This window comes from Luteitalea pratensis (genome assembly GCF_001618865.1).
GTDB classification, from domain to species: Bacteria; Acidobacteriota; Vicinamibacteria; order Vicinamibacterales; family Vicinamibacteraceae; genus Luteitalea; species Luteitalea pratensis.
Genome location: NZ_CP015136.1, coordinates 4,045,844 through 4,069,587, shown reverse-complemented (window position 1 = coordinate 4,069,587; position 23,744 = coordinate 4,045,844). Strand labels below are relative to the sequence as shown.

The window sequence follows — 23,744 nt, the reverse complement described above, 5'->3', positions numbered from 1 at the left end:
GGGACGGCCCTTGCTACTCACCGGCGGTCCTCGATTTCGACCCTGCGCCGCCCGTCGACCAAGGTCGACGGCTACAGCCCAAATAATGTCGGCGTCGAACTTGCTCGACGCTCGCGGCCCTACCTCACCGGCGGTGCGTACGTGAACGACGTGAACAGCGTATGGCCGTTTCGCTCGGGCGCCTTCGTGGTTGCCGCCGAGTGCTGCCACATGTATCCGCACTCGAGCGTGACGGCCGACGAGATCTTGCGGAGCGCCGTGAGGTACACGCGATTCTGGTCGAAGCCCTGGCGCGGCCCGTTGGCCGTGTCGTCCAACGTCACGAACCACTCATCCCACGCCGCAAACGACCACGGACTCGCGCCGATCGGGTGTACGACCCGTCCGAGCGCGCGGAATCTGTGCGACCAATCGCCCGACTGCTCGAGGAAGCGCTGTTCCTGCCGGAATCGCATCGACGGCGCCCACTTGCCCAGCTTCGGCAGGGTCGCGTTCACCTGCTCCCACGTGCGCTGCTCGTGCGTGACAGGCGCCCCGTTCCATTTCTGGCCGTACCCGTAGCCTGCCCACGCCGTGACCCGCCGCCCGAAACGGCGGCCGATTCCGCCGCGGAGCAGCAACTGGTCCGCCTGACTGATGTCGTCGTTGAAGCGCGGTTGTACCTCCGCGTGAATCAGCCACTGATCGCCGACAGGAATCTGACCGAGCAACAACACCCAGGCTTGAAGATCCTGCACTGCTGGACTGGACTGCGCGCGGGCGGCAGACGCCCACGCGAACATCATTACCGTAACGAGCCCTGCCCTGAGGACGAACGCGGCCACGAATCACTCCTTGCAACCAGTCGCTGCACGGTGCGCAGGCCGCCTGCCCGCTGCAGCGCCGGGATGAAACACTGCTCCTCCAGGACCTGGTCGTCGCCGCTGAGCGCGTTGACGTCGAACGCCAGGGCATGCGATCCCCCTGTCGCCGCGACTGCCACGGCGGCCCAGTAGCGGGCCGCTCCCGTGGCGAGGACGTCGGCGCCCCCGTCGACCTTCAACCAGGCCAGGCTCGCCGCGATGTCGTGCACGCGCGCCTGGTCGTCGCTCACGTTGAAGGTCAGCCAGTGGTTATGTGTTCGTTTGCGCGGCGCGACCGACGATCCTGTCTGGAACACGCCGAGGACCAGCAGCGGGCGCTTCGCCTTTCTCGCCGCCTCGACCTCGGGGAGCGCGAGCCCCGCGGGCACGCCGTCGGGATGGACGACGACCAGCGGGCGTCCCTTGCCAGGGGTCCACGCGCTGAGGATGCGATCGCCATCACCTCGGCTGATGACGCCCATCCAATCGCGTGACACGTGTGCCAGTGACGGCACGGCCAGCACCCGTGCGAACCGCGCCCGCAGCACGACCAGATCCTCGGTGGCGTCGGCCTGCGCACGGGCCACGCGCTGCCAGTCGGCAAGGAGTCCATCGTAGTTCAGCGCGTGTGCTGGCAGCGGATGGTTCATCAGCGCCAGCATGTCGCCCAGCTTCTCGATCGGCGCCGACTTCTCCTTGCCGTCATCGGTGCGCCCGAACGCCTGCTGGTCGAGGAAGCGGTACACGTGCTCCCGTGTCTCCTGGTTGTAGTTGTGCGGTGCGTCGACCTGGTGCTCGGTCAACTTCTCGCCCGCCCCATACAGGTCGTAGATCCGTTTGATCGCCGGGTACTCCTCCTGGGGCACGTGCTTGGTCCAGTCGCCGGTCGCGGAAATCAGGAGCATCGGTTTGGGCGCCAGTGTCGCGGCGATGTCCAGGTTGCTGATCCCGAGGCGAAGCCCTGGAGCATTCTCACAATACGACCCGCCCTGCATGTAGGCCGACACCATGTTGACCGGCGCGGCGTAGGCGATGCGATCGTCCACGGCGGCGAGCAGGAACGTCTGCGTCCCGCCCCCGGAGGCGCCAGTGGCGCCGATGCGGGTGTCATCCACTTCGGGGAGCGATGCGATGTAGTCCACGACGCGGATCGAGTCCCACAACTGCAGGCCGAGCGGACTGAAGGCCCACAGCGTTTCGCGGCGGCCGTTGAACGAATGCGGCACCTGGATCGTGTCGTTGTATCCGACCATGTCGTAGATGAAGACGACATGGCCACGCCGCGCCAGGTTCGCCGCTCGCAGCGGTATCGACGCCAGCGGCTGATGCTCCAGGCGACCGTAATTCCAGTGGCCATGCGGCGACACCACCGCCGGATGCTTGCCAGGCGTCGTCGGCACGTACAGGTTGCCGCCGAGAAAGAACCCGGGCCAGGTCTCGAGCAGCACCTTCTCGATGGTGTAGCCGTCCCGCTCCAGCTTGCCGAAGCGCTGGGGATGGAGCGGCGTCTTCTCGGGCATTGGATCGAGCCCGGCGGCGGTGAGGATCTGCAGCCGCACGCGGGCGCGGTGGGCTTCCCAGGCGTCTTTCGTGGCGAAATCGGCCAGCACCATGTGCGTGTCGGTGTCGGGGACCTCGACGTTGCGGCGATCGGCAGCGGCCGCGGTCACGGCGGGCGGCGTGGCTGCCGCCGGCGCCGGCGATTGGGCCAGAAGAGCGAGGATCAGCACGACCATGACGCGCACTGTATGCACGAGCCACGGGCCGAGGCAAGCGACTCCGGTGGTGCCTGTCCACTCAGGTTCGTCGAGGGGTCGCCACCCGTTGCAGGCGACGCGCCTCAGTGGTACCGTCACAGGTTGGAAGGACAGCCAGACTCTACGCCACGAGTTTCGAGCCCGCCTGACTCGATTCTGCTCGCGTGCCTGTGAGCGGAGACCACGAGGCCTCCGGCATCTTCCGAGTGGTCGTGGACCCTCCCCGGGACGCGGCCGGCATCGTCAGGCAAGGAGGATCGGCAGTGGCGAAGAGCCTGTTCGTCGGGAACATCCCATACCAGATCAGTGAGCCCGAACTCGAGGAGATGTTCGCGCAGGCTGGTGCCGTGGAGAGCGTCACCGTCATGCGCGATCGCATGACCGGCCGCCCACGCGGTTTCGCGTTCGTCTCGATGGCGAACGACGACGACGCCCAGAAGGCGATCCAGCAATTCGATGGCGCGCAGCTCGGTGGCCGCGCGATTGCGGTGAACGAAGCGCGTCCCCGTCCGGAGCGCGGCCCCGGCGACTTCGGTGGTGGGGGCGGTGGATTCGGTGGCGGCCGCCCCGGTGGTGGTGGCGGGCGCAAGCCGGGCGGCGGCGGTGGTCGCGGTGGTGGAGGGTATGGCGGCGGTGGTGGCGGCGGTGGCCGTCGCGAGCCACGCTGGTAGGAACGAAGGGCCGACTGGATCGAGTCGGCCCTTTCTCGTAGGCTGCAGCCTGCAGCCTGCAGGCTACCTCGTGTCGCGTCTGTCGACGCGACCTAGCATTCCGAGAGGCTCAGCGGAATGTGCAACGCAAGGCCGCCGTCGGCCGTTTCCTTGTACTTCGCGCTCATGTCCTGTGCTGTCGCCCACATCGTGTGAATCACGGCGTCGAGCGAGACCTTCGCATGCGCGGGATCGCTCGAGAGGGCGAGTTGCGCCGCGGTGATCGCCTTGATCGCGCCCATCGTGTTGCGCTCGATGCACGGAATCTGCACCAACCCGCCGACGGGATCGCAGGTGAGGCCGAGGTGGTGCTCCATGGCGATCTCCGCAGCCATCAGCACCTGGCTCGGTGATCCGCCGTTCACCTCCGCGAGCGCCGCGGCGGCCATTGCCGACGAGACGCCGATCTCGGCCTGGCACCCACCCATCGCGGCCGAAATCGTCGCGCCCTTCTTGAACAGGCAGCCCACTTCCGACGCGGTGACGAGGAAGCGCACGATACGGTCGAATGTGGCAGGCCCCGTGCCGAAGACCACGTCGTAGGCGAGGACGGCAGGCACCACCCCTGCCGCGCCGTTGGTCGGCGCGGTGACGACGCGTCCGAAACACGCGTTCTCCTCGTTGACGGCGAGCGCGAAGGCCGTGACCCAGTCGAGGGTCCACGCAAACCCATGACCGCGGGCGCCGATCGCCTTGAACCAGGCGTCGATGTCGCTCGCGCCGGTGTCCCCCACCAGTCGTGCGTTCAGGTCGGCGGCCCGCCGGCGCACGTTCAACCCGCCTGGCAGGAGGCCCGGTGTGTGGCAGCCGCGGTGCATGCATTCGCGCATCACCTGCCACACGCGGCCGACGAACGCGCGCGTCTCGGCCTCGGGCCGCCACGCCGCCTCGTTGGCCAGCACGACACCGGAAATCGACAGCCCCGTCTCACGACACCATCGCAGCAGATCGTCGGCGGTGTCGATGGGGTACGGCAGTGTCACGGTGCTGCGCGGCTGCCCATCGTCTGACTCCCATGCGACGAAGCCGCCGCCGATGGAGAAGCACGTCAACTGCTCCTGGCGCTGATCGGCCCACTGCCCTTCGAAGCGCAGACCGTTCGGATGAGCCGGCAGTGACTCGTGGGTATGGAAGTGCACGTGCAGGCCAACGCGGTCGCCGCCGGGCAGCGTGATGGCGTGCTCCTCGAGCGCTCGCTGCGCGCGGGCATGCACGTCGGTCATGTCGCAGACCTCGGGGTCGGCGCCCAGCAACCCGGCGATGACGGCGATGTCGGTCCCGTGTCCGCGGCCGGTCTTCGCCAGCGATCCGTAGAGATGGGCGTCGATCGTCGTCAGGCCCTCCAGGCCGGGCGACCAAGCCCATCGCGCCAGGCACTGCTGCGCGGCACGCCACGGCCCGAGGGTGTGGGAACTCGACGGGCCCACGCCGATCTTGAAGATGTCGACGATCGACAGCCGTTCGTCGGTCATGCCTCAGGCACGCGGCAGCGCGTGTTCGATCTCCGCCAGTTCTCCGGACGACAACGTGAACCCGGCCGCGCCGACCACGCCATCGACCTGCGCCGCCGATCGGCCGCCGACGATGGCGGCCGTCACGACCGGATGCCGGAGCGTCCATGCGATGGCGACCTCCCCCGCCGACCGCCCGTGGCGCGCGCCAATGGCGCGCAAGAGGTCGACGAGCACAAGGTTGGCCGAGAGCTGCGGCTCCTGGAATTCCTTGTTGTTCCGACGCCAGTCGCTGTCGGCCAGTGCCGCGATCCGCTCACGCGTCATCGCGCCGGTCAGCAGGCCCGACAGCATCGGGCTGTACCCGAGCACACCGATGTTCTTGTCGCGGCAATACGGCAGCAGGTCGGCTTCGATGCCACGGCGCAGCATCGAGTATGGCGGCTGCAATGACCCGACTGGCGCGATGGCCTCGGCGGTCTCGAGGTCGTTGACGGTGAAGTTCGAGACACCGATATGGCGGACCTTCCCCTGCTGCTTCAGGTCAGCCAGTGTCTCCCACGCTTCGGCGACGCTGCCCGGTGACGGCGCCGGCGCCGAATGCCAGCGCGGCCAGTGAATCTGGTAGAGGTCGATGGCGTCCATCTGGAGCCGGCGCAGGCTTTCCTCGACTTCACGGCGGATGGACGGGCCCGACACGTCATGCGTGACGACCCGATCCTCGCCCCATACGAGGCTGCACTTCGTGAAGACGTACGGCCGGTCGGCGCGCGGAATGTCCGCGAGTGCGCTGGCGACCACCTCCTCAGAATGCCCGAGACCATATGCCGGCGCCGTGTCGATCCAGTTCATGCCGCGGCTGACTGCCTGCCGGATGGCCGCAATGGAGTCGGTATCGTCCTGGGGGCCCCAACCGAAGCGCCATTCGCCGCCGATGGCCCACGCTCCGAAGCCGATCGCCGTGATGTGAAGGTCGGTGCGCCCGAGTTGGCGTGTCTGCATTGGTAGATTCTATGTGTATCGAGGTAGGGACGCCTCTCCGAGGCGTCCATCTCCTCACCTCCAGGCCTCCCATATTGTCGTGAAGCATCAGGGAGGAGGTGGACCGCTCGGAGAGCGGTCCCTACCAACGAATCGTGATGCATCAGGGAGGAAGTGGACCGCTCGGAGAGCGGTCCCTACCAACGAATCGTGATGCATCAGGGAGGAAGTGGACCGCTCGGAGAGCGGTCCCTACCAACGGATCGTGATGTGTCAGGGAGGAGTGGACCGCTCGGAGAGCGGTCCCTACCAACGAATCGTGATGCATCAGGGAGGAGGAGGACCGCTCGGAGAGCGGTCCCTACCAACGAAGAGGTGTCCGATCGGATCAGGGGATCGGCGCGTTGAGGATGACCGTGGCCGACGCGGGAGGCAGAGCGTCAGGTGGCACGCTGACGAGGAAGCGTGTCCCACCCGGAAAGGCGGCGAAATGGGATCGCATGTCGTAGCCGCGGAACGGAATCGTGAAGAGCCCTTGCGCGACGCCGAGTATCGGCGTGTTCCCGGTGAGGTCCGCACTCGCCCGCATCAGGGTTCGATTCAGCCCGTGGAAGTAGAGCATGCGGCCATCCGCGCTCCAGGCAGGCTCCCGGCCATAGTCGGACGACACCCGCCAGCGCCGCCCGTCGGCCGGCAGCGGCATCACCCACACCTGCTGTCCGCCAGACTCCGGCGTGGAATAGGCGAGGTACCGCCCGTCAGGTGAGATCGCGGGTTCGTGATCGTTGTGGCTCGACTGCACCAGCGGCGTCGCTTCGCCACCCGCCATCGATCGGATCCAGATGTCCCACCCGCCCTGCTGGTCGAGCCGCTGGAACACCAGCGAACGACCATCCGGCGTGATCTCGTTCGGGATGACACGTCCGTCGAACGCGAAGAGCTCCACTTCGCGCTGGCCGCCATGCGCCGAGATGCCGAACAGGGTCCAGCGACCCGTGCGCGCCGAGATGAAGTACACGAAGCCGCTGTCGCGCGACCACACCGGCGCGATGTCCTCGGCCGGGTGTTGCGTCAGCCGGATCCGGGATCGGCGCTCCAGGTCGTGCACCCAGATCTCGCGAGTCCCTGTCTCTACATCGACTTCTTCGACGGCGACCATCCGTCCGTCGGGCGAGAGCCGCATGTCCCGTGTCTCGGCGGACGTGAGCGATTCGACGAGCCTGCCCGACGCGTCGACGATGGCCATCTGTCGCGGACTCTGGCTCACGCCGACGTACGCGACCGTCGCGAACGCCGGCCCGCCCTGGCCGGGTCTGGGCGCGAGGGGCATGGCTACCGACATCTCGGCGTCGCCGGCATCGTACGGATTGATGGCGACACCGTCGGTCACCGGCATGGCCTCGCCCACCAGGACGCCGGCGCGCACGTCCAGATGCTGCGCCTGCAGTTGACCCGCCTTCACGAACAAGACACGGTCGCCGACGACCAGCGCGTTGGAGGCGATGTTGCCCAACTCACGATCCGGCGTGTCCACGCCGTCGGCTGCCGCCGCCAGGTACAGCACCCGGCGACCAGAACGCGCGCTGACGGCCGAGTAGACGAAATGCGCGCCATCGTTGGTCCAGACGGGCCACGCCAGTTCAGTGCGCAGCCCCGAGTGCTGCGCGCGAATCACCCGGGGCGTGCCGCCACCGGCATGGACCGCGACGATCGACGAACCGTGATCGATCGAGTACAGCAGCGTGTCGTCAGGTCCCCAGGATCCGGACGACGGCCTGCGCGCGGGGGCCACCATCTGCGGTTCCCCGCCGGAGGCGCGTACCTTCCACACCGACACGCCCCGAAAGAAGGCGATCCACTGTCCGTCCGGCGACCAGAAGGGATCGCGTACCCCCTGCGTCTGTTCGAACTCGACGGCAGCGACGTCGTTCATCCGCCGCACCTGCAGCCGTCCCGCGGAGACGTATGCCAGCCGCAGCCCGTCAGGCGAGAGCGCGAGGCTCTGCACCTCGTCGCGGGGGCCGACAGGGAAGACTGCGAACCTCACCTCTTGCGGCACTGGAGGCCGCGATGCCCACCACGACCCACCGATGGCCAGTCCCGCGACAAGCGATCCCAGCGCCGCGCCAATCGTCACAAGCCGCTGCCCTCTCGCCTTCACGGGGTGTGCCGGTTCGATCGGCACGAGCAGTCCCGAGAGGGCCATTTCGAGTTCGCCCGCACTCCGATAACGCTCGGTGGGGTCGACCGAGAGCGCGCGTTCGACGACCCGGATGAAGGCGAGCGGCAGGTCGCTGCGGACATCGGCGAGACGGACCCGCTGTCCCGCGAAATGTGCCGCCTTGAGGGACTCGGGGGAATGCGCCTCGATCGGAACCGAGCCGGTGACGAGCCGATACAGCAGGACGCCGACGCTGTAGATATCGCTCTGGACGCTGGCCTTGCCGCTCCGAAACAGCTCGGGTGCCATGTACAGCGGCGTGCCGACTTCGTCGTGGACGAACGCCCCCTCGTCCGACACCGCGTCGCGGCCAGTGCCGAAGTCCATCAGCACCAGGCGCCCGTTGCGGTCGCGCATGACGTTCTGCGCCTTCACGTCGCGATGCAGCAGGCCCGCCGCGTGCACAGCCGACAGCGCCGAACAGACGTCGATGCCGATGAGCGCCACCTCGCGTGCATTGAAGCGCCCGACCCGCAGCAACATGGCCTCGAGCGTCTCGCCCTCGACCAGTTCCATCCACAGGCCGACGAGGCCACTCCGACGCTCGGCGCCGAACACCGTGGCGACGTGCGGATGCTTCACGCGCGCCAGCAGGCGCGCCTCGGCGATGATGTCCTTGCTTCCCCGTTTGGTGTCCCGATCCACCGTGAGCTTGAGGGCCACCTCGCGATCGAGTTGCGGGTCCCAGGCGCGATAGACGTGGCCTCGCGCGCCACGCCCGAGTTCCCCACGCAGCGTGAGGTGCCCCCAGAAGTCGCCGGCCTGCAGGGGCGGAGGCGGGAGCGCGGCGGCGGCGGGGTCGGGCAGCGTGTCACGGTGCAGCCGGGCCACTTCGGACAGCACCCGCAATTGCTGCAGCGTCGCGCGTGTCCTCGGATCGACGGCGAGCGCATCCCAGTCGATGGGCTCGCCATCGGCCAACGCACGGGACACGTGCTCGTACAGCGCCTCCGAATCGCCAGGCATGCAGGGTCGCGGTAGTGTACTGCCTACGGCAACGGGCCGCTCAGGATCACGGTCGCCGGCAGCGGGCCGACTCACGGGCCATCGAAGCGGCACTCCAGTGGCAGGGCGGCCGCAAGCCGTTCGAGGTACTCGGCTCGAGGAACCTCGGTTGCCCCGAACTGCACGAGATGCGGCGTCACCCATTGGGTGTCGAGCAGCCCGAAGCCACGCGTACGCAGGCGGTCGACGAGCGCCACCAGCGCGACCTTGGACGCATCGGTGACGGTGTGGAACATCGATTCGCCGAAGAAGGCACCGCCGATGGCGACCCCGTACAGTCCGCCGACCAGTTCCTCGTCCTGCCAGGTCTCGACGGAGTGACCGAAACCGAGCCCGTGCAACGACACGTAGCTGCTGAGGATGTCCTCGGTGATCCACGTCTCTTCGCGGGCCGCGCACGCACGCATCACTGCCTCGAACGCGGTGTCGATGCGAACCTCGAAGCGCGATTGCCGGACGACCCGTTGCAGTCGAGCGGGCGCATGGAAAGTGCCGAGCGGCAGGATGCCACGCGGATCGGGTGAAAACCACTCGATCCGGCCGCGTCGTCCCGTGCCCATGGGAAACCAGCCGAGCGCGTACGCGCGCAGGAGCAATTCCGGGTCGATGGTCTGCCTGGGCCGGGGACGCATGAGTCTCTGAGGCTACGATACCTGCGGATGGCTTCTACCGCGAGAGGGACCGCGCTCCTGCTGCTGATCGTCAGCGTGACACTCATCGTCGCCGCTACCACGATGCCGTGGTCCACGTATTACGTGGGGCACAGTCACTGGGCGAAGGTGGAGTGGGTGCCATTTTCGCAGCGCGTGCGGCCGGTCGACTTCCTGCTCAACATCCTGTTGTTCCTGCCCTTCGGTTACTCTGCGTCGGCCTTCTTGGGTAGGGACTGCTCCTTCCTTGGTAGGGACCGCTCTTTCCTTGATAGGGACCGTTCTTTCCTTGGTAGGGACCGCTCTCCGAGCGGTCCATCTCCACGTCCACGCGACACGCGTGAGGGCGCATCTGCGACGATGGACGCCGCGGAGATGGACGCCTCGGCGAGGGACGCCTCGGAGATGGACGCCTCGGAGGGGGACGCCGCGGAGATGGACGCCTCGGAGAGGGACGCCGCGGAGATGGACGCCTCGGAGAGGCGTCCCTACCTGATCGTAGGAGGGGCGATTCTCCTGTCGACGGCGGTCGAGTTGTTCCAGGTGTATTCACACGGCCGCCTGCCGACGACGACCGATGTCATGAGCAATGCACTGGGCGCATTCCTCGGCGCACGTTGGGCAGCCGCCCGCACGGGGCGCTGAACGGACTATCGCATCACATCGCTCATCTTCGCGCCGCTGTAACCGGTCAGTTCGAGATAGCCGACGCCGTTGACCGGTGTCGGCTGCGAGGATGGACGCCTCGGAGAGGCGTCCCTGCCTGACACATGGACTGCGCCTTCCCAGTACGTCACGTTGGTCGAACGCCGCGTGCGTAGCTCCTGCGCATCCACCGCCGCCCGAACTGCGAGAGTCAGCCCGGCTCGCGGCACCTGGACGTCCCACTCCACCGGGTATGTCGCCCCACTGGCGGCGGACCGCCACGTGCGCCCTGGCGTCACGGTGAAGTCCCCCACTTTCAGGTGTTCGGTTCGCCCGTCACGGTCGACGATCGTCCCACTCGAGAACGGGTTCGGCGTCCCGTCGGCCTGCCTGAGCTGATACAACATCAACTCGCGACCATCGTCCAGTTGCAGCGCGAACCAGTCCCAGCCGCGGGTGCCCGCATCGAGGGCACTCGTGCCGAACTCGTGGTCCATCCAGCTGTTGCCCGTGATGACGACGGTTCGCCCTTGCAGGCGCAGCGTGCCCGTGCTCGGCATGCGCGTGAGCGAGTAGTAATGCGAGGCGTTGCCGGGATCCTGGCCCTTGCGACTGTATCCCCTGTCGCCTTGCAACACGCCGGGCTTGCCCGGGTCCAGCGTCAAATCGAGCGCAAAAGCACCGGCGTCCACAACCAGGCGGTGCCGTCCGCGCGCATCGAGAGACACCCGCCAGTTGTCGTTCCAGACCTCGTATCGATCGATACGAGCACCCGCCCAGTGCACCCCGGCCCTGTTCAGGCGGTCGGCAAAGACGTGGCGCCGGCCGTCGATGTCGGTGACGGCCACGTGTGCCATGTAGAGGTCACGAACGGCAAAGGAGGACGGGTTCACCGGAGCGGCATCCACTCCGACGCGAAAGAACGTCACCTGGTAGCCGTACGCCCTGCCGTCGTCGCCGCGCGCGTTGCCGGTGTAGTACCACCACTCGAGGCGGTACTCGGGATGTGACACGTGGTCGCCCGGCAGGCGGACAGGCCGGGTCGGGGCCGCGCGCGTCCATGGATCGGCCACTGGAAGGTAGGGACCGCCCTCCGAAAGGCCCTCCGAACGGTAGGGACCGCTCTCCGAGCGGCCCACCGCCTCACCTCGTTCATAACGCACCTCGTCCATCTCCACGCCCCGACTTTGGCGGAGACGATCGCGGCCGGGGACGCCTCGGAGAGGCGTCGCCACCATCGCGAAGCCTGCGAGGGCGAGCGAGACGGTCGCCACGGCTCGAGCGAGCGACCTCACTCGTCCTCCAGCGGCGCGGCCTGTTCCTGCATGGCGCGCTGGGCCGGGTAGAGCCCGGCAAGCAGCGTGGTCACGATCACGAGGCCCGACATCTGCAGCAGCGACGTCCAGGGGATGGTGAGGTGGATCGTCCAGCCGAAGCTCTGGAGGTTGACGACATAGACGAGAATCAGCGCCAGCAGCACGCCGAGCGCCACACCGGCTACCTGGCTGATCGCGCCGAGCATTGCGGCCTCGGCCACGATCATGGCTCGCACCTGCCCGCGACTGGCGCCAACCGCCCGCAGGATGCCGAGCTCACGCCGGCGCTCGATCACCAGCGTCATCAGCGAGCCGACGATGCCGAGGAGGGCGACGACGATCGCGATCGCCTGCAGTGCGTAAGTGATGGCGAACGTGCTGTCGAAGATGCGCAGCACTTCCTCGCGGAGCGCACGGTTCGTGTAGATGAAGATGCCCGCGGCGCCGTCGAAGCGTTCGAGCAGTTGCGCACGGACCGCCGGGGCCCGTGTGCCGTCCTTCAGATATACGGTGAGGCCGGTAGGTCGCTGCTCGCCGAAGTGACGCGCCATCGTGGCGTTGTCCATCATCACCACGCCGCGATCGCTCGAGTAGTCGAAGTACACGCCGGCAATGGCGAACTCCACCGGCCCGGCGGGCGTCGCGAGCGAGAGACGCTCGCCCGCGTGCTTCCGGTACCTGGTGGCGAACGGCTCGGAGACGATGACCGCGTCTCGTCCGCGTGCCTGCTCCAGCGCGTTGAGGGCGACGGCCTGGCCGGCCTGGACCGTCGCCGCCGCTGCCCGAGGCGCTTGCTTGAAGCGCAGGCCACCGAATCGCTGCTGCAGGGCGAAGTCTCCGGAACCGAGGTAGACGAGGCTGTTCCCATACGGCACGGTCGCCGAGCGGAACGCGTCGACGGCCGCCACTTCCGGATGGGCGCGCACGACGTCCTCGACGACGCGCGAGATCGTCGGCGCGCGCGCGCCACGGCGCCGTGACGCGGGCCCGACAAACAGGTCGGCCTTGAGACTCTGGCCGACCCAGTCGATGACCGTTTGCCGGAAGCTGCTGACCATGATGGTGATGGCGACCATCATGGCCAGGCTCACCGCCAGCGCCGACACGCTGACGGCGACACGACCGATCGCGCCGCCGAGCGCCGCATGCGCGAGCCAACCGCTGACGCCGAACACGCGATACCACAAGGCCCTACCCCGCCGCGCCGCTACCTGCAGCAATGCCGGCATCAGCAGTGCCGCACCGAATACGAGCGCGAAACTCGCCGCATAACCCGCCAGGGGCAGGCCGCGTACGGGCGGCATCCGACTGAGAGCCGCCGCAAGCCCCAGCAGAACGACTGCGGACCAGCGGGAACGCGCCTGGCGTGACGAGCGCGCGTCGGCGCGATCGGCGCCGCGCAGGATCGCGGTGGGGGGGACACCGGCGGCTTCGCGCGCGGGCAGCCAGGCGGCAAGCAGCGAGAGCGGGATGCCAACCAGCAGGGCCAGGAGCACGTCGTGCCAGCCGAGCGAGAGCGGCGCGGCCGCGGTGGCCACGTACAAGGTCCTGACCGTGCTCGACGTGAGCGCGACGGTGACGCCGGCGAGCAACCGCGCGAGCGGGATCCCCAGGACGACGCCCAGGCCTCCGAAAACGGCAGCCTCGCCCAGGAACAAGGCCTGCACCTGTCGCCGAGTCAGGCCGAGGGCCCGCAGCGTCCCGATCTCCTGGCGACGGGAGAGCACCGACACCGATACGGCGTTGTAGACGAGGAACAGGCCCACCAGCAGCGCGATGGAGGACAACGCGGTCAGGTTCAGGTGGAACGCGGCGAGCATCTGCTCCACCTGCTGGCCGCGACGCGAAGGGCGCTGCACGACCAGGCCGACCGGCAAGCGGGACGCGATGGCGCGCTCCGCCGCGGCGATGTCCACGTCCCCGGCCAGTGTGATGTCGATGCGATCCACGACTCCCAACCGATCGAAGGCCCACTGCGCCGCCGCAAGATCCATCAGCAGGAAGTTGCCGTCGAGCAGCCTGGCAGGCCCTTCGGCCTCGAGGAGCGCACGAACACGAAGCGTCTTCAGCCGGTCGCTGATGACGATGTGGAGCGGATCGCCTACCTTGAACCCGTGCCGGTCGGCAAAGGCACGGGTGATCACGGCCGCTTCCGGGTCGGTCAGCAGACCGAGGATGTCGATCGCGGTCCGTGGTCGCGGCACGTTCGTCCCCGCGTCGCCGATGTCGTAGTCGCGGATCGGAAGGTCGCGAAGGATGTCGACACCGAGAACGCGGAGGAGTTCAGTTCGCACAGGTAGGGACGCCTCTCCGAGGCGTCCATCTCCCCGTCCGAGGCGTCTATCGGCGTCGTCCGCTGGAGATGGACCGCTCGGAGAGCGGTCCCTACCGATAGCCGCGTCGTCCGCTGGAGAGGGACCGCTCGGAGAGCGGTCCCTACCAACGGAGCGGTCCCTACCAACGGAGCGGTCCCTACCAACGGAGCGGTCCCTACCAACGGAGCGGTCCCTACCAACGGAGCGGTCCCTACCAACGGAGCGGTCCCTACCGACCTCGACGAGCACATCCCCATCGATGACCGGACTGGTGCTGCCATACTCGCGCAGCCAGTCAATCTCAGGCAAGACACGCTCCGGGATGCCGAATCCCGCGCCGACGATTTCGAGCCCGGCCCGCCCCGACGTCAGGTCCAGCGCCGCCTCGAAGCCACGCACCGCGCTCGCGTTGGTCAGGCGGATGGCCAGCACCACGGCGATGCCCGCGGCGACGCCGACGATCGTGATGGCCGTGCGCAGCTTCTCCGCGCGCAACTGCCGGAGAATCACCTGACGGAACAGGCGCCGCATCAGGCGAACTGCCCGTCGCGCATGTGCAGCGTCCGATGCGCGGCCGCCGCGATGTCGGAGGCGTGGGTCGCGAGGAGGATCGTCAACCGCAACGAGGCGTTGAGTTCCACCAGCAGTTCGAGTACGCGGGCGCCATTGCCGGAGTCCAGGTTGCCGGTCGGCTCGTCGGCGATGAGCAGGGCCGGCGAGTGGACGATGGCCCGGGCGATGGCGGCGCGCTGCATCTCGCCGCCGGAGACCTGCGCCGGATACGCGTCGAGGCGAGAGGCCAGGCCGACCCGATCGCCGAGGCTACGGGCGCGGCGCGTTGCCTCGGCCGGGCTGGCCCCGGCCAGGAGGAGCGGCAGGGCGACATTTTCCACCAGGGTGAGGGTCGGGAGCAGGTTGAAGAACTGGAACACGAAGCCGATGCGCTGGCGTCGCACCAGCGTCAACTGGTCGTCGCCGAGGCGTGCGAGGTTGGTGTCGCCCAGCAGGATCTGCCCACGGTCGGGACGATCCATGGCGCCACAGAGGTGCAGGAGCGTCGACTTGCCACAGCCGGAGGGCCCCATCAGCGCCACGAACTCCCCCGGCACCGCGACAAAGGACACTCCTGCGACTGCATCGGTATCCTGACCGGAATACCGCTTGGTCACACTCGTGACGTTCAGCATCGAACCTACGGTTGACATGCGGAGCGGCGACATCGGTGGCGTCCGGCAGCCGGCCAGCACGGCGCGCCGGTTTCTCCCTGTCGGCACCGATTCGCGCCATACACGGTTCGCGGTGCCGATCTTTCGTCGTCCATTCGTGTGCTCTGCCTGGTGGAAATTCCATCCAACAGCCGCCGGGACGATCGTGATGCTGAAGTCTGCCGCATGGTAGCCTTTGTGCGCCAGGCCGTGCGTTTTTGGACAGTCATGCGTTGACCTGAGCAAATACGTGGCTGCGCTTCAGGGCGCGAATTCTGAAAATTCGCGACTCGGCCGATTCTCCAGGGAGAGCGGAATCCCGGCACCGCGCAGCACGAGTATAGAGAGAATGAAAAACCCAGAGACTGCACAGCTGATCGGTGTCAGCACCCAGATGATCGAGCTCAAGCTCGAGATCCAGCGCATCGCCCGCTCGGATGCCAAGGTGCTGATCACCGGGGAAAGCGGGGTCGGCAAGGAACTCGTTGCCCGTGCCATCCACTTCCACAGCAACCGCGTCGAGAGGCCGTTCATCGCCATGAACTGCGCCGGACTGCCGGAAACGCTCCTCGAGTCCGAGCTGTTCGGTCACGTCAAGGGCAGCTTCACGGGTGCCTATCGGGACAAGCCTGGGAAATTGGAGTCGGCCGATACGGGGACCATGTTCCTCGATGAAGTCGGGGAAATGACCCTGCGGATGCAGGGTTTGCTGCTCCGCTTCCTGGAGACGGGTGAACTCCAGAAGGTGGGCGCCGACCACCGCGGCAAGCTGACCAACGTCCGCATCATCGCCGCCACCAACCGCAATCTCCAGGACCTGATCCAGAAGGAGCAGTTCCGGGAAGACCTGTTCTACCGCCTCAACGTGATTCATTTCATGGTGCCGCCGCTGCGCGACCGCCGTGAGGACATCCCGTTGATGATCGAGCACTTCCTGCGCCGGTACACGACCATCGGCGGCCATTACCTCGTGCGCGGCTTCGAGCCGGAAGCCTTCCAGGCGCTGGTCGAGTACACGTGGCCCGGCAACGTCCGCGAGCTGGAGAACGTGCTCGAGCGGCTGGTCGTCACCGGCAGGCATGAGCTCATCCGTATGGATGACCTTCCGATCGAGATCAAGGCCCAGCGTGGGATGTCGCTCCGGCCGAGGCGGGAACGTCGCCGCACGGTGGCCGATGATTTGTATAGAAAACTGGTGGAAGACAAACAGTCCTTCTGGACTGCCGTCTACCCGCTCTACATGGAGCGGGAGATCACCAAGCAGAACGTACGCGATATCGTGCGCCGCGGCCTCGAGGAGGCGCGGGGGAACTACAAGATCGTGTGTCGGATGTTTAACATGGAACAAAACGACTACAAACGGTTCCTGAATTTCTTACGCAAGCACGACTGTCAGCTGCCGTTCAAGGAGTTCCGTTGAGGGCCATGAGGAGCCGCATCATGAGGAGAGTCGCCATCGTTGTGCTCGCGGTGTTGATGCCCGCCGGCGTGTTCGCACAGTCGGCCGGAACACCACCGCAGGCGCAGGTGCCGACGGCCGGGACCCCGCCGCAGGCCCCAGTCCAGCCGGCGGCGGCCCTGCCGGCGCCTGTGGATCCCGTCGCCGCCGCGGCCGCCGTGGATCCGACGTATGTCATCGGTCCCGACGATGTGCTGGCGATTCTGTTCTGGCGCGACAAGGACACCAGCACGGACGTGATGGTGCGTCCGGACGGGAAGATCACCCTGCCACTGCTGAACGACATCCAGGCGGCGGGGCTGACCCCCGATCAGCTGCGGGGTGCAATCCAGAAGACGTCCGAGAAGTACTTCCAGGATCCGAACGTCTCGGTGGTCGTCAAGGCGGTGAACAGCCGGAAGGTGTACGTGACTGGTGCGGTCGGCAGACCCGGTCCCTACGCGCTCACCAGCCGCACCACGGTGCTGCAGATGCTGGCCCAGGCCGGCGGGCTGGGCGATTTTGCCAAGAAGGAGAAGATCGCGGTGCTGCGCACGGAAAATGGCCAGACGCAGCGCTACCCGTTCAACTACAAGGACGTCATCCAGGGCAAGAAGCTGGAGCAGAACATCGAACTCCGCCCGGGTGACACGATCATCGTCCCGTGACCCCGCACGCGGGCCGCGTCGTCGCGCGGTTGCTGCTCGCGGCGTCGTCGCTGGTTGGCACGGCGACCGGTGCGCAGGCCCAGATGCCCGTGCCCGGCGGCACCGGTGTAACCGGCATGCGGAGTCCTGCCGTGTTTGGCGGGGCACGGCGGGAGCAGCCCGGCACCAACCACCTGTCCCTCGGCGGAAACGTCCTCGGTGGCTATGACACCAATGTTCTGGCCGATAGCGGCGGGTTGGAAACCGGGACCGGAGGTGGCCTCGGCTCGCTCGATCAGACCACGAGCAGTCTTGCCGGCGGGTCTGTTCAGCTGTCGTGGAGCCAGAACCGTAACCGTGTGTCGTATTTCGGGAGCGCCGGCGCCAGCTATCGGAAGTTCTTCGACATCTCGGACTTTGACGCCCGGAGCTACGACGCCGCGGGCGGAATGTCCGTGCAGTTGACGGCCCGGTCGTCGCTGTCGGTGAATGCGAATGTCACTGTCCAGCCCTTCTACCAATTCGGCGTCCTTGGGGGTGGGTTCGCGGGAGGCCTGCAGCCCGCGACGGGCGTGAGCAGCGCAGGCTTCGTTCCCGATTATCAGGGCGCGAGGGAGCAGGTCCTCAGGTTCGGCGGCTTTGCAGGCTACGACTATCAACTCAGCCAGCGAACCACTTTTTCGGCATACGCCACTCGGTTCGGGTCCCGGCCCGTGAACGATAACGCCGATCGCGCCGGACTGTCCGACCTGGGGACCACGTACGTGGGCGCTCGGCTCACCCGTCGCCTGACCACGAACTTGGGTGCTCGCCTCGGCTACGGCTACTCGTGGTTCGACACGGTGGACACGCAGCCACTTCTGGACGATGCGGGCCAGGAGTCCACGAGCATGCACAACATTGATGTCGGGCTCGATTACTCCAAGGCGCTGTCGTTCGCCCGTCGCACGTCGTTCAGCTTCGGGACGGGGACGAACATATGGCGCAGCACTGGGGGATCGAACATTGCAAGCGACGGTCAAACACAGTTCAATATCATTGGCTTTGCGACCCTGCAGCGTCAGTTTTTCCGCACCTGGAGCGCATCGCTGAACTACACGCGCGGCACCTCCTATGTGGAGGGCTACAACGAGTTCATGGCCTACGACACGGCCACGGCATCCATTGTCGGTCTGTTCACGGACCGTCTCGACGCCGGGGCTAGTGTCTCCTACACTAGTGGCGGATACCTGTCGGTCAGGGGTGAGCGCGTATCGAATTTCGGCGGCGGAGCTCAGCTGCAGTACGGCCTGACCCAGAACCTCGCCGCATTCGTCGCTTACACATACACGTGGCTCGACGTCCCCCCGGGCTTCCAGTCGCAGAACCTCATCGAGTCCTACCGCCCGGACCGTCAGGGCGTGCGGGTGGGACTCACAGTGTGGGTAGACCTGCTTCATTGAGATAATTCGGCCATGCTACCTGGAAAGATTTTCACTCCAGACGACGTCCTCCGCGTCGTCCGGAAGCGTTGGTGGATCGCTCTGATTCCAGCCGCCATCGGCTTGATCGGCGCGACGCTGTACGCCTACACCGTCCCCGATCGCTTCCGATCGCAGACGCTCATCATGGTGACGCCTCAGCAGATCCCTGATGCCTACGTGAGGACGTTCACGACGCAGCGCATCGAGGACCGTCTCGCGTCGTTACAGCAGCAAATCCTCAGCCGCAGCAGGCTCGAACGCGTCATCACCGACTTCAACCTGTACGTTGAACAGCGGCGACTGATGCCGATGGAAGATGTGGTTGAACTCATGCGTAACGACATCCGGACGCAGGCGACGAGGGGGGACGTATTCGTACTGAGCTTCGAGTCGGCGAGCGCCCGGTCAGCCAAGGACGTGGTCGAGCGCCTCGCGTCGATGTTCATTGACGAGAACCTGCGCAATCGAATGGCCACGGCTGACAGCACGAGCCAGTTCCTCACCGCCCAGCTCGAAGACACGCGCAAGAAGCTCGAGGACATCGAGAAGCAGCGGGCCGAGTTTCGCCGGCATTACACGGGCCAGCTACCTGAAGAGGTCACATCGAATCTGGCGTTGCTCAACAGCACACAAGTCAGGGCGCAGGGTCTCACCGATGCGAACGCCGCCGACATGCTGCGACGGGCGAACGTCGAGCGGCAGATCGCCGAACTGACCAATCCTACCGGAAATGACGCCACCGGACCCGATCTCCGGGCCGGCGCGTTGCAGCCGAGCCAGACGGTGACACAGCTCGCCCAGGCGGAAGAGACCCTGGCTCAGTTGCGAATGCGCCTTCGCGAGGACCACCCGGACATCAAGCGCGTCCAGCGGACCATATCGGACCTTCAGCTCAAGCTTGACCGTGAATCGACTGAGCGCCCCATCTCGCCCGACGGCAAGGTCAACGGTCGTGTCGATCCGCGGGCGTTGAGAGTTGCGGAGCTACGGCAGGAATTGGCGCAGGTCTCGGCGGCCATCAAGCAGCGCGACCTTGAACTCGATCGATTGAATGCCACGCTCGGCCAGTATCAGAATCGGGTGCTGGCCTCGCCGGCGCTCGAGAACCAGCGTCTCCAGATCGAACGCAACTACGAAACCTATCGCAGGCAGTATGACGACCTGCTGTCGAAGGCCAACGCCGCGGAGATGTCCGCGGGCGTCGAGCAGCGACAGATCGGCGAGCAGTTCCGGATTCTCGATACGGCCCGTGTTCCCGAACGGCCCTTCAGCCCCAATCGACCGCGCTTCACCGCCCTTGGTCTGGCGGGCGGATTGGCGTTGGGTGTCGGCTTCATTCTCCTGCTCGAATTCCGGGATTCCGCCTTCCACACGGTGGATGATGTGGTATCGACACTCGCGCTACCCGTCGTCGCCGCGATTCCGGTGATTCGTACACAAGCGGAGCGCAGGAAGCTCCGCCGGCGGCGTTTTGCCACCTCTATGGCGACCGCCGTCGTGCTTCTGGGTGCGGTGACCTTCCTCTTCGTGAAATTCGGACTGTAAGACTTCGTGGGACTCGGACTGTAAGACGTCATGTACGAACGTTTTTTTGGCTTTACCGAGCGGCCGTTCGAGCTGACCGCGAACCCGCGCTACCTGTTCCTGACCGAGCGGTATCGGGAGGCCCTCGGCACGCTCACGTACGGGCTGTCCACTCGCAAGGGAATCCTGGTGATGACCGGGGAGGCGGGTACCGGCAAGACGACGATGTTGACCGTGGCGATGGCTGGTGTGCAGCCGAACCAACTCATCGCCTATCTCAGCAACCCCACGCTCAGTCGCGACGAGTTCATTGAATTCATGACGACCCAGCTCGGGCTTCCGGACGAGGTCGCTGCAAGCAAGACGAAATTCCTCCAGGCGGTGACACGGCTGCTCGAGGACCGTGCGGCCGCAGGCAACGTGACCGCACTGGTCATTGACGAGGCGCACAGCCTTCCCAACGAGCTTCTGGAGGAAGTCCGTCTGCTTGCCAACATCGAAAAACCCGATCAGAAACTGCTGACCGTGATTCTCGTCGGCCAGCCGGAACTGGCCGGTCGGCTGAACGACCCATCGCTGCGGCAGCTCAAGCAGCGGGTTGCCTTGCGCTGCGAGTTGGTACCCCTGACATTGCGCGAGTCAGCGGCGTACATCGCCAAGCGGATCAGCCTTGCCGGTGGCGACAGCGCCCAGGTCTTCACTCGCGAGGCCGTGCTGGCCGTCTACGAATATTCCGGGGGAATCCCGCGAACGATCAATGTGATCTGCGACAACGCCCTCGTCTCAGCGTTTGCTCGCGACGAATCGCTCGTCTCGCAGCAGGTCGTCTCGGAAGTTGCCCGGGACTTCGACCTCCAGCCACTGGTGCGGCTCGGCGATCAGTCCGTGATGGCCACCGGTTCGGACGGAAGGGCGCACTCACCCGCCGTGTCAGCGCCGTCGGCGGCCATTCCGCCGACGCACGCCGGGCAGGCCAGAGGCTCCTCCGATTCCACCGGCAGGGCCGGTTCGTCCACTCCTGCGGTCGTGGCACGTCAGTCCCAGCCCACGCCGCCGCGCCCCGCCCCGGTCGCCGCCGCGCGCCCTTCGGGCTCCATCCTGGACCTTCGTCCTGCCACGGCGTTGCCTACGGCGCGCTACGATCCTGTGTCGGAACCACGGCGATCGTTCTGGCAGACGCTCCAGTTCTGGAAGCGATGAGCCGACTAAGGGTAGAGGGGGCGATGACAGCGCGATGAGCCGAATTGATGAGGCCCTGAGACGGGCACGTGGGGAACAGCCTGAACACCGAGCGACGGATTTCGAGGCCGACGCGCCTTGGGAGTTCGCCGAGGGTACGTCGGCTCGGGCGCGGAGCGGGCGGCCCGACGCTCGTCCGGAGACCCCGAATGCCCTGATTCCCGAAGAGTCTGGTGTTCCTGACGAGGTCACCCTCCCGCCCGCCTCCTCGGCCACGGGCGCCATACCGGAGGGCGGTCTCTTCGTGTCGCTCGACGGCGACGAACGGATGGTGGGTGCCGGTCTCCGACAGGCGGTTGTCGAGGAGTACCGCAAGCTGGCGTCCAGCCTGCACCAGGCACAGATCAATCACCGCCTGCAGGTGGTGCTGGTGGCCAGTGCAGTACCTGGTGAGGGCAAGTCGCTGACAGCGGCCAACGTCGCCCTGACCCTGACGACCTCCTACAGTCGCAAGGTGCTGCTGATCGACGCCGACCTGCGCCGGCCGTCCCTACATGGCCTGTTTCGCGCGCCCGAGACGTCGGGGCTGAGCGAGGGTCTCGATGCTGCGACGGCGTCACGCGTCTCGGCGATTCAGCTGTCTCCCCTGCTTGCCCTGCTGCCCGCGGGCCGCCCAGTCGAGAACCCGGTGCCACTCCTGACGTCTGAGCGCATGGGCGAACTGGTGCGAGATGCCCGCCAGCACTTCGACTGGATCGTCATCGACACGCCTCCCGTCGCCTTGCTGACCGACGCCAACCTGCTCACCAAGGAGTGTGACGGGGCGCTGCTGGTCATCCATGCCAATCGCACACCGTATGCCCTCGTCCAGAAGGCGGTGCAGGCGCTCGGCAAGCCGAAGATCTTTGGCGTGGTGTTGAACCGGCTCGAAGACCACATCACGGTTCATAGCGGGTATGGCAAGTACGGCGGGTACTACAACGACTACGGCAGAGGCGGCCAGTAGCGGTGCCGATCCTCCCGACCGCACTCACGTGGCGCCCGGCGCTGCTGATTGCCTTCGAAAGCGTCCTGATCGTCTCGTCGCTGCTGACCGCGGCGCGGCTGTGGCTCGGCGAGGGCGCTTGGTCTCCCGACGCGCTTGCCACGACGTGGCCCAAGGCCGTCCTTGTCGCCGTGGTCTGCCAGATGTCGTTGTATTACGCGGAGCTGTACGACCTGCGCGTCGTCGCCGATCGTCGTGAGTTGATCGTGCGGGTGCTGCAGGCACTCGGCGCCGCGTCCCTGGTTCTGGCGCTGACCTACTACATCCTGCCGGCCCTGATCATCGGACGCGGCGTCTTCCTCGTCGCCTCCATGCTGGTCGTGATCACCGTCGCCGGGTGGCGCTTCGCCTTCGAGTGGCTGTCGGTGGCGGTGGGCCCGGCCGAGCGGCTGCTCGTGGTCGGTGGCAGTCACGCCGCCCGTGAACTCGCCCTCGAACTCGCACAGCGCCGCAAGGAGCTGGGTGTCGAGATCGTCGGCTTCGCGGACAACGAGGCGACGACCGAGGGGATGGGATTCCCGGTCCTCGGCAGGGTCGACGAGATTCCGCAGATCGTCCGCGACCAGCGCGTCGAACGCGTGGTGGTGAGCCTGGTGGATGCCCGTGGCAAGCTGCCCATGGAGCGTCTACTCGACATGAAACTCGACGGCGTGCGGTTCGATCACCTGTCGGCCGTCTACGAGCAGTACACCGGCAAGATCGCGGTCGAGAACCTGCGCCCCAGCTACCTGATCTTCAACGAGGGCTTCCGGACGTCGCGCCTGCAGCTGTTCTTCAAACGGGTATTCGACGTCATGCTCGCGATTTTCGGCCTGCTGATCGCGTGGCCGATCATGCTGGTCGTCGGCGTGGCGATCCGCCTGACGTCGCCGGGCCCGGCCTTGTATCACCAGGTGCGCGTTGGCCAGAACGGGCGGCTCTTCACCGTGCACAAGTTCCGGTCGATGCGCCAGGATGCCGAGGCCGCGTCCGGTGCGGTGTGGGCCCAGAAGAATGACCCGCGCGTCACTGCGGTCGGCCTGTTCTGCCGCAAGACCCGCCTCGACGAACTGCCGCAGTTGTGGAACGTGCTCGTCGGCGACATGAGCTTTGTCGGGCCCCGGCCGGAGCGGCCGGAGTTCGTCGATCAGCTGTCGGACCAGATCCCGTTCTATCGGCAGCGGCACGTGGTCAAGCGCGGTGTGACCGGATGGGCGCAGGTGATGTACACGTACGGCGCGTCGGTGGAGGACGCGGTCGAGAAATTGCAGTACGACCTGTTCTACATCAAGCACCTCAGCGTGGCCTTCGACGTGTTCGTGTTGTTCAAGACGGTGCAGACAGTGGTCCTGCGCCGCGGGACGTAGGTTG

The 23,744-nt window shown here is 66.6% G+C and carries 18 protein-coding genes; 9 read left to right on the top strand and 9 right to left on the bottom strand.

Features of this window, described 5'->3' with window-relative positions:
- Nucleotides 1-119: 119 nt before the first annotated feature.
- Nucleotides 120-824: a DUF2490 domain-containing protein gene (locus tag LuPra_RS16665; protein WP_157899289.1), complete on the bottom strand. Its 705-nt coding sequence runs from the start codon at nt 822-824 to the stop codon at nt 120-122.
- Entirely contained in the window at nt 785-2,578 is a 1,794-nt protein-coding gene (locus LuPra_RS16660; RefSeq protein WP_110171783.1) for an alpha/beta hydrolase family protein, read from the bottom strand. Before LuPra_RS16660 ends, LuPra_RS16665 begins: the two co-directional genes overlap by 40 nt.
- A gap of 284 nt (nt 2,579-2,862) precedes the next feature.
- Here LuPra_RS16660 and LuPra_RS16655 point away from each other — a divergent pair, with 284 nt between their 5' ends.
- The gene (locus LuPra_RS16655; RefSeq protein WP_110174735.1) at nt 2,863-3,270 is read left to right on the top strand and encodes an RNA recognition motif domain-containing protein; all 408 of its coding nucleotides are present in this window, start codon (nt 2,863-2,865) and stop codon (nt 3,268-3,270) included.
- 92 nt (nt 3,271-3,362) lie between these two features.
- Here the strand turns inward: LuPra_RS16655 and LuPra_RS16650 are convergent, their stop codons facing one another.
- The 4 genes from LuPra_RS16650 to aat all read right to left on the bottom strand — a co-directional run bounded on the left by LuPra_RS16650 (nt 3,363) and on the right by aat (nt 9,599).
- Nucleotides 3,363-4,781, bottom strand: coding sequence for an L-serine ammonia-lyase (locus tag LuPra_RS16650; protein ID WP_110171782.1), 1,419 nt, complete (start codon nt 4,779-4,781; stop codon nt 3,363-3,365).
- A gap of 3 nt (nt 4,782-4,784) precedes the next feature.
- Nucleotides 4,785-5,762, bottom strand: coding sequence for an aldo/keto reductase (locus LuPra_RS16645; protein WP_110171781.1), 978 nt, complete (start codon nt 5,760-5,762; stop codon nt 4,785-4,787).
- A gap of 367 nt (nt 5,763-6,129) precedes the next feature.
- Nucleotides 6,130-8,928: a protein kinase domain-containing protein gene (locus tag LuPra_RS16640; RefSeq protein WP_162271426.1), complete on the bottom strand. Its 2,799-nt coding sequence runs from the start codon at nt 8,926-8,928 to the stop codon at nt 6,130-6,132.
- Nucleotides 8,929-8,999: 71 nt separating this feature from the next.
- The gene (aat, locus tag LuPra_RS16635; RefSeq protein ID WP_110174734.1) at nt 9,000-9,599 is read right to left on the bottom strand and encodes a leucyl/phenylalanyl-tRNA--protein transferase; all 600 of its coding nucleotides are present in this window, start codon (nt 9,597-9,599) and stop codon (nt 9,000-9,002) included.
- Between the two features lie 27 nt (nt 9,600-9,626).
- Between aat and LuPra_RS16630 the strand changes: the two genes are divergently transcribed.
- A complete protein-coding gene (locus LuPra_RS16630) occupies nt 9,627-10,262 on the top strand; it encodes a VanZ family protein (protein ID WP_110171779.1) in 636 nt (211 codons plus the stop codon).
- 5 nt (nt 10,263-10,267) lie between these two features.
- On the opposite strand, the gene LuPra_RS16625 is transcribed toward LuPra_RS16630, so the two are convergent.
- Genes LuPra_RS16625 through LuPra_RS16610 form a run of 3 tightly spaced genes read right to left on the bottom strand, consistent with a single transcriptional unit; the run spans nt 10,268 to nt 15,113 of the window.
- Entirely contained in the window at nt 10,268-11,557 is a 1,290-nt protein-coding gene (locus LuPra_RS16625) for a lipocalin-like domain-containing protein (RefSeq protein ID WP_157899288.1), read from the bottom strand.
- Nucleotides 11,554-14,424 (bottom strand): ABC transporter permease, encoded by a 2,871-nt coding sequence (locus LuPra_RS16620; protein ID WP_157899287.1) that lies wholly within the window; start codon nt 14,422-14,424, stop codon nt 11,554-11,556. Before LuPra_RS16620 ends, LuPra_RS16625 begins: the two co-directional genes overlap by 4 nt.
- Entirely contained in the window at nt 14,424-15,113 is a 690-nt protein-coding gene (locus tag LuPra_RS16610; RefSeq protein ID WP_234800431.1) for an ABC transporter ATP-binding protein, read from the bottom strand. The genes LuPra_RS16620 and LuPra_RS16610 overlap by 1 nt, the downstream gene beginning before the upstream one ends.
- Before the next feature lie 334 nt (nt 15,114-15,447).
- Here LuPra_RS16610 and LuPra_RS16600 point away from each other — a divergent pair, with 334 nt between their 5' ends.
- Genes LuPra_RS16600 through LuPra_RS16570 form a run of 7 tightly spaced genes read left to right on the top strand, consistent with a single transcriptional unit; the run spans nt 15,448 to nt 23,740 of the window.
- A complete protein-coding gene (locus LuPra_RS16600; RefSeq protein WP_110171773.1) occupies nt 15,448-16,518 on the top strand; it encodes a sigma-54 interaction domain-containing protein in 1,071 nt (356 codons plus the stop codon).
- 20 nt (nt 16,519-16,538) lie between these two features.
- Nucleotides 16,539-17,204, top strand: a complete 666-nt coding sequence (locus tag LuPra_RS16595) for a polysaccharide biosynthesis/export family protein (protein WP_162271425.1) — start codon at nt 16,539-16,541, stop codon at nt 17,202-17,204.
- A 29-nt stretch (nt 17,205-17,233) separates the two neighbouring features.
- Nucleotides 17,234-18,625, top strand: coding sequence for a hypothetical protein (locus tag LuPra_RS16590; protein WP_157899286.1), 1,392 nt, complete (start codon nt 17,234-17,236; stop codon nt 18,623-18,625).
- 12 nt (nt 18,626-18,637) lie between these two features.
- Complete coding sequence (locus LuPra_RS16585) at nt 18,638-20,191, top strand: GNVR domain-containing protein (RefSeq protein ID WP_110171770.1); 1,554 nt, start codon at nt 18,638-18,640, stop codon at nt 20,189-20,191.
- 30 nt (nt 20,192-20,221) lie between these two features.
- Nucleotides 20,222-21,370, top strand: a complete 1,149-nt coding sequence (locus LuPra_RS16580) for an ExeA family protein (RefSeq protein WP_110171769.1) — start codon at nt 20,222-20,224, stop codon at nt 21,368-21,370.
- Between the two features lie 34 nt (nt 21,371-21,404).
- A complete protein-coding gene (locus tag LuPra_RS16575; protein ID WP_110171768.1) occupies nt 21,405-22,355 on the top strand; it encodes a CpsD/CapB family tyrosine-protein kinase in 951 nt (316 codons plus the stop codon).
- A 2-nt stretch (nt 22,356-22,357) separates the two neighbouring features.
- Nucleotides 22,358-23,740: a TIGR03013 family XrtA/PEP-CTERM system glycosyltransferase gene (locus LuPra_RS16570; RefSeq protein ID WP_110171767.1), complete on the top strand. Its 1,383-nt coding sequence runs from the start codon at nt 22,358-22,360 to the stop codon at nt 23,738-23,740.
- Nucleotides 23,741-23,744: the final 4 nt, after the last annotated feature.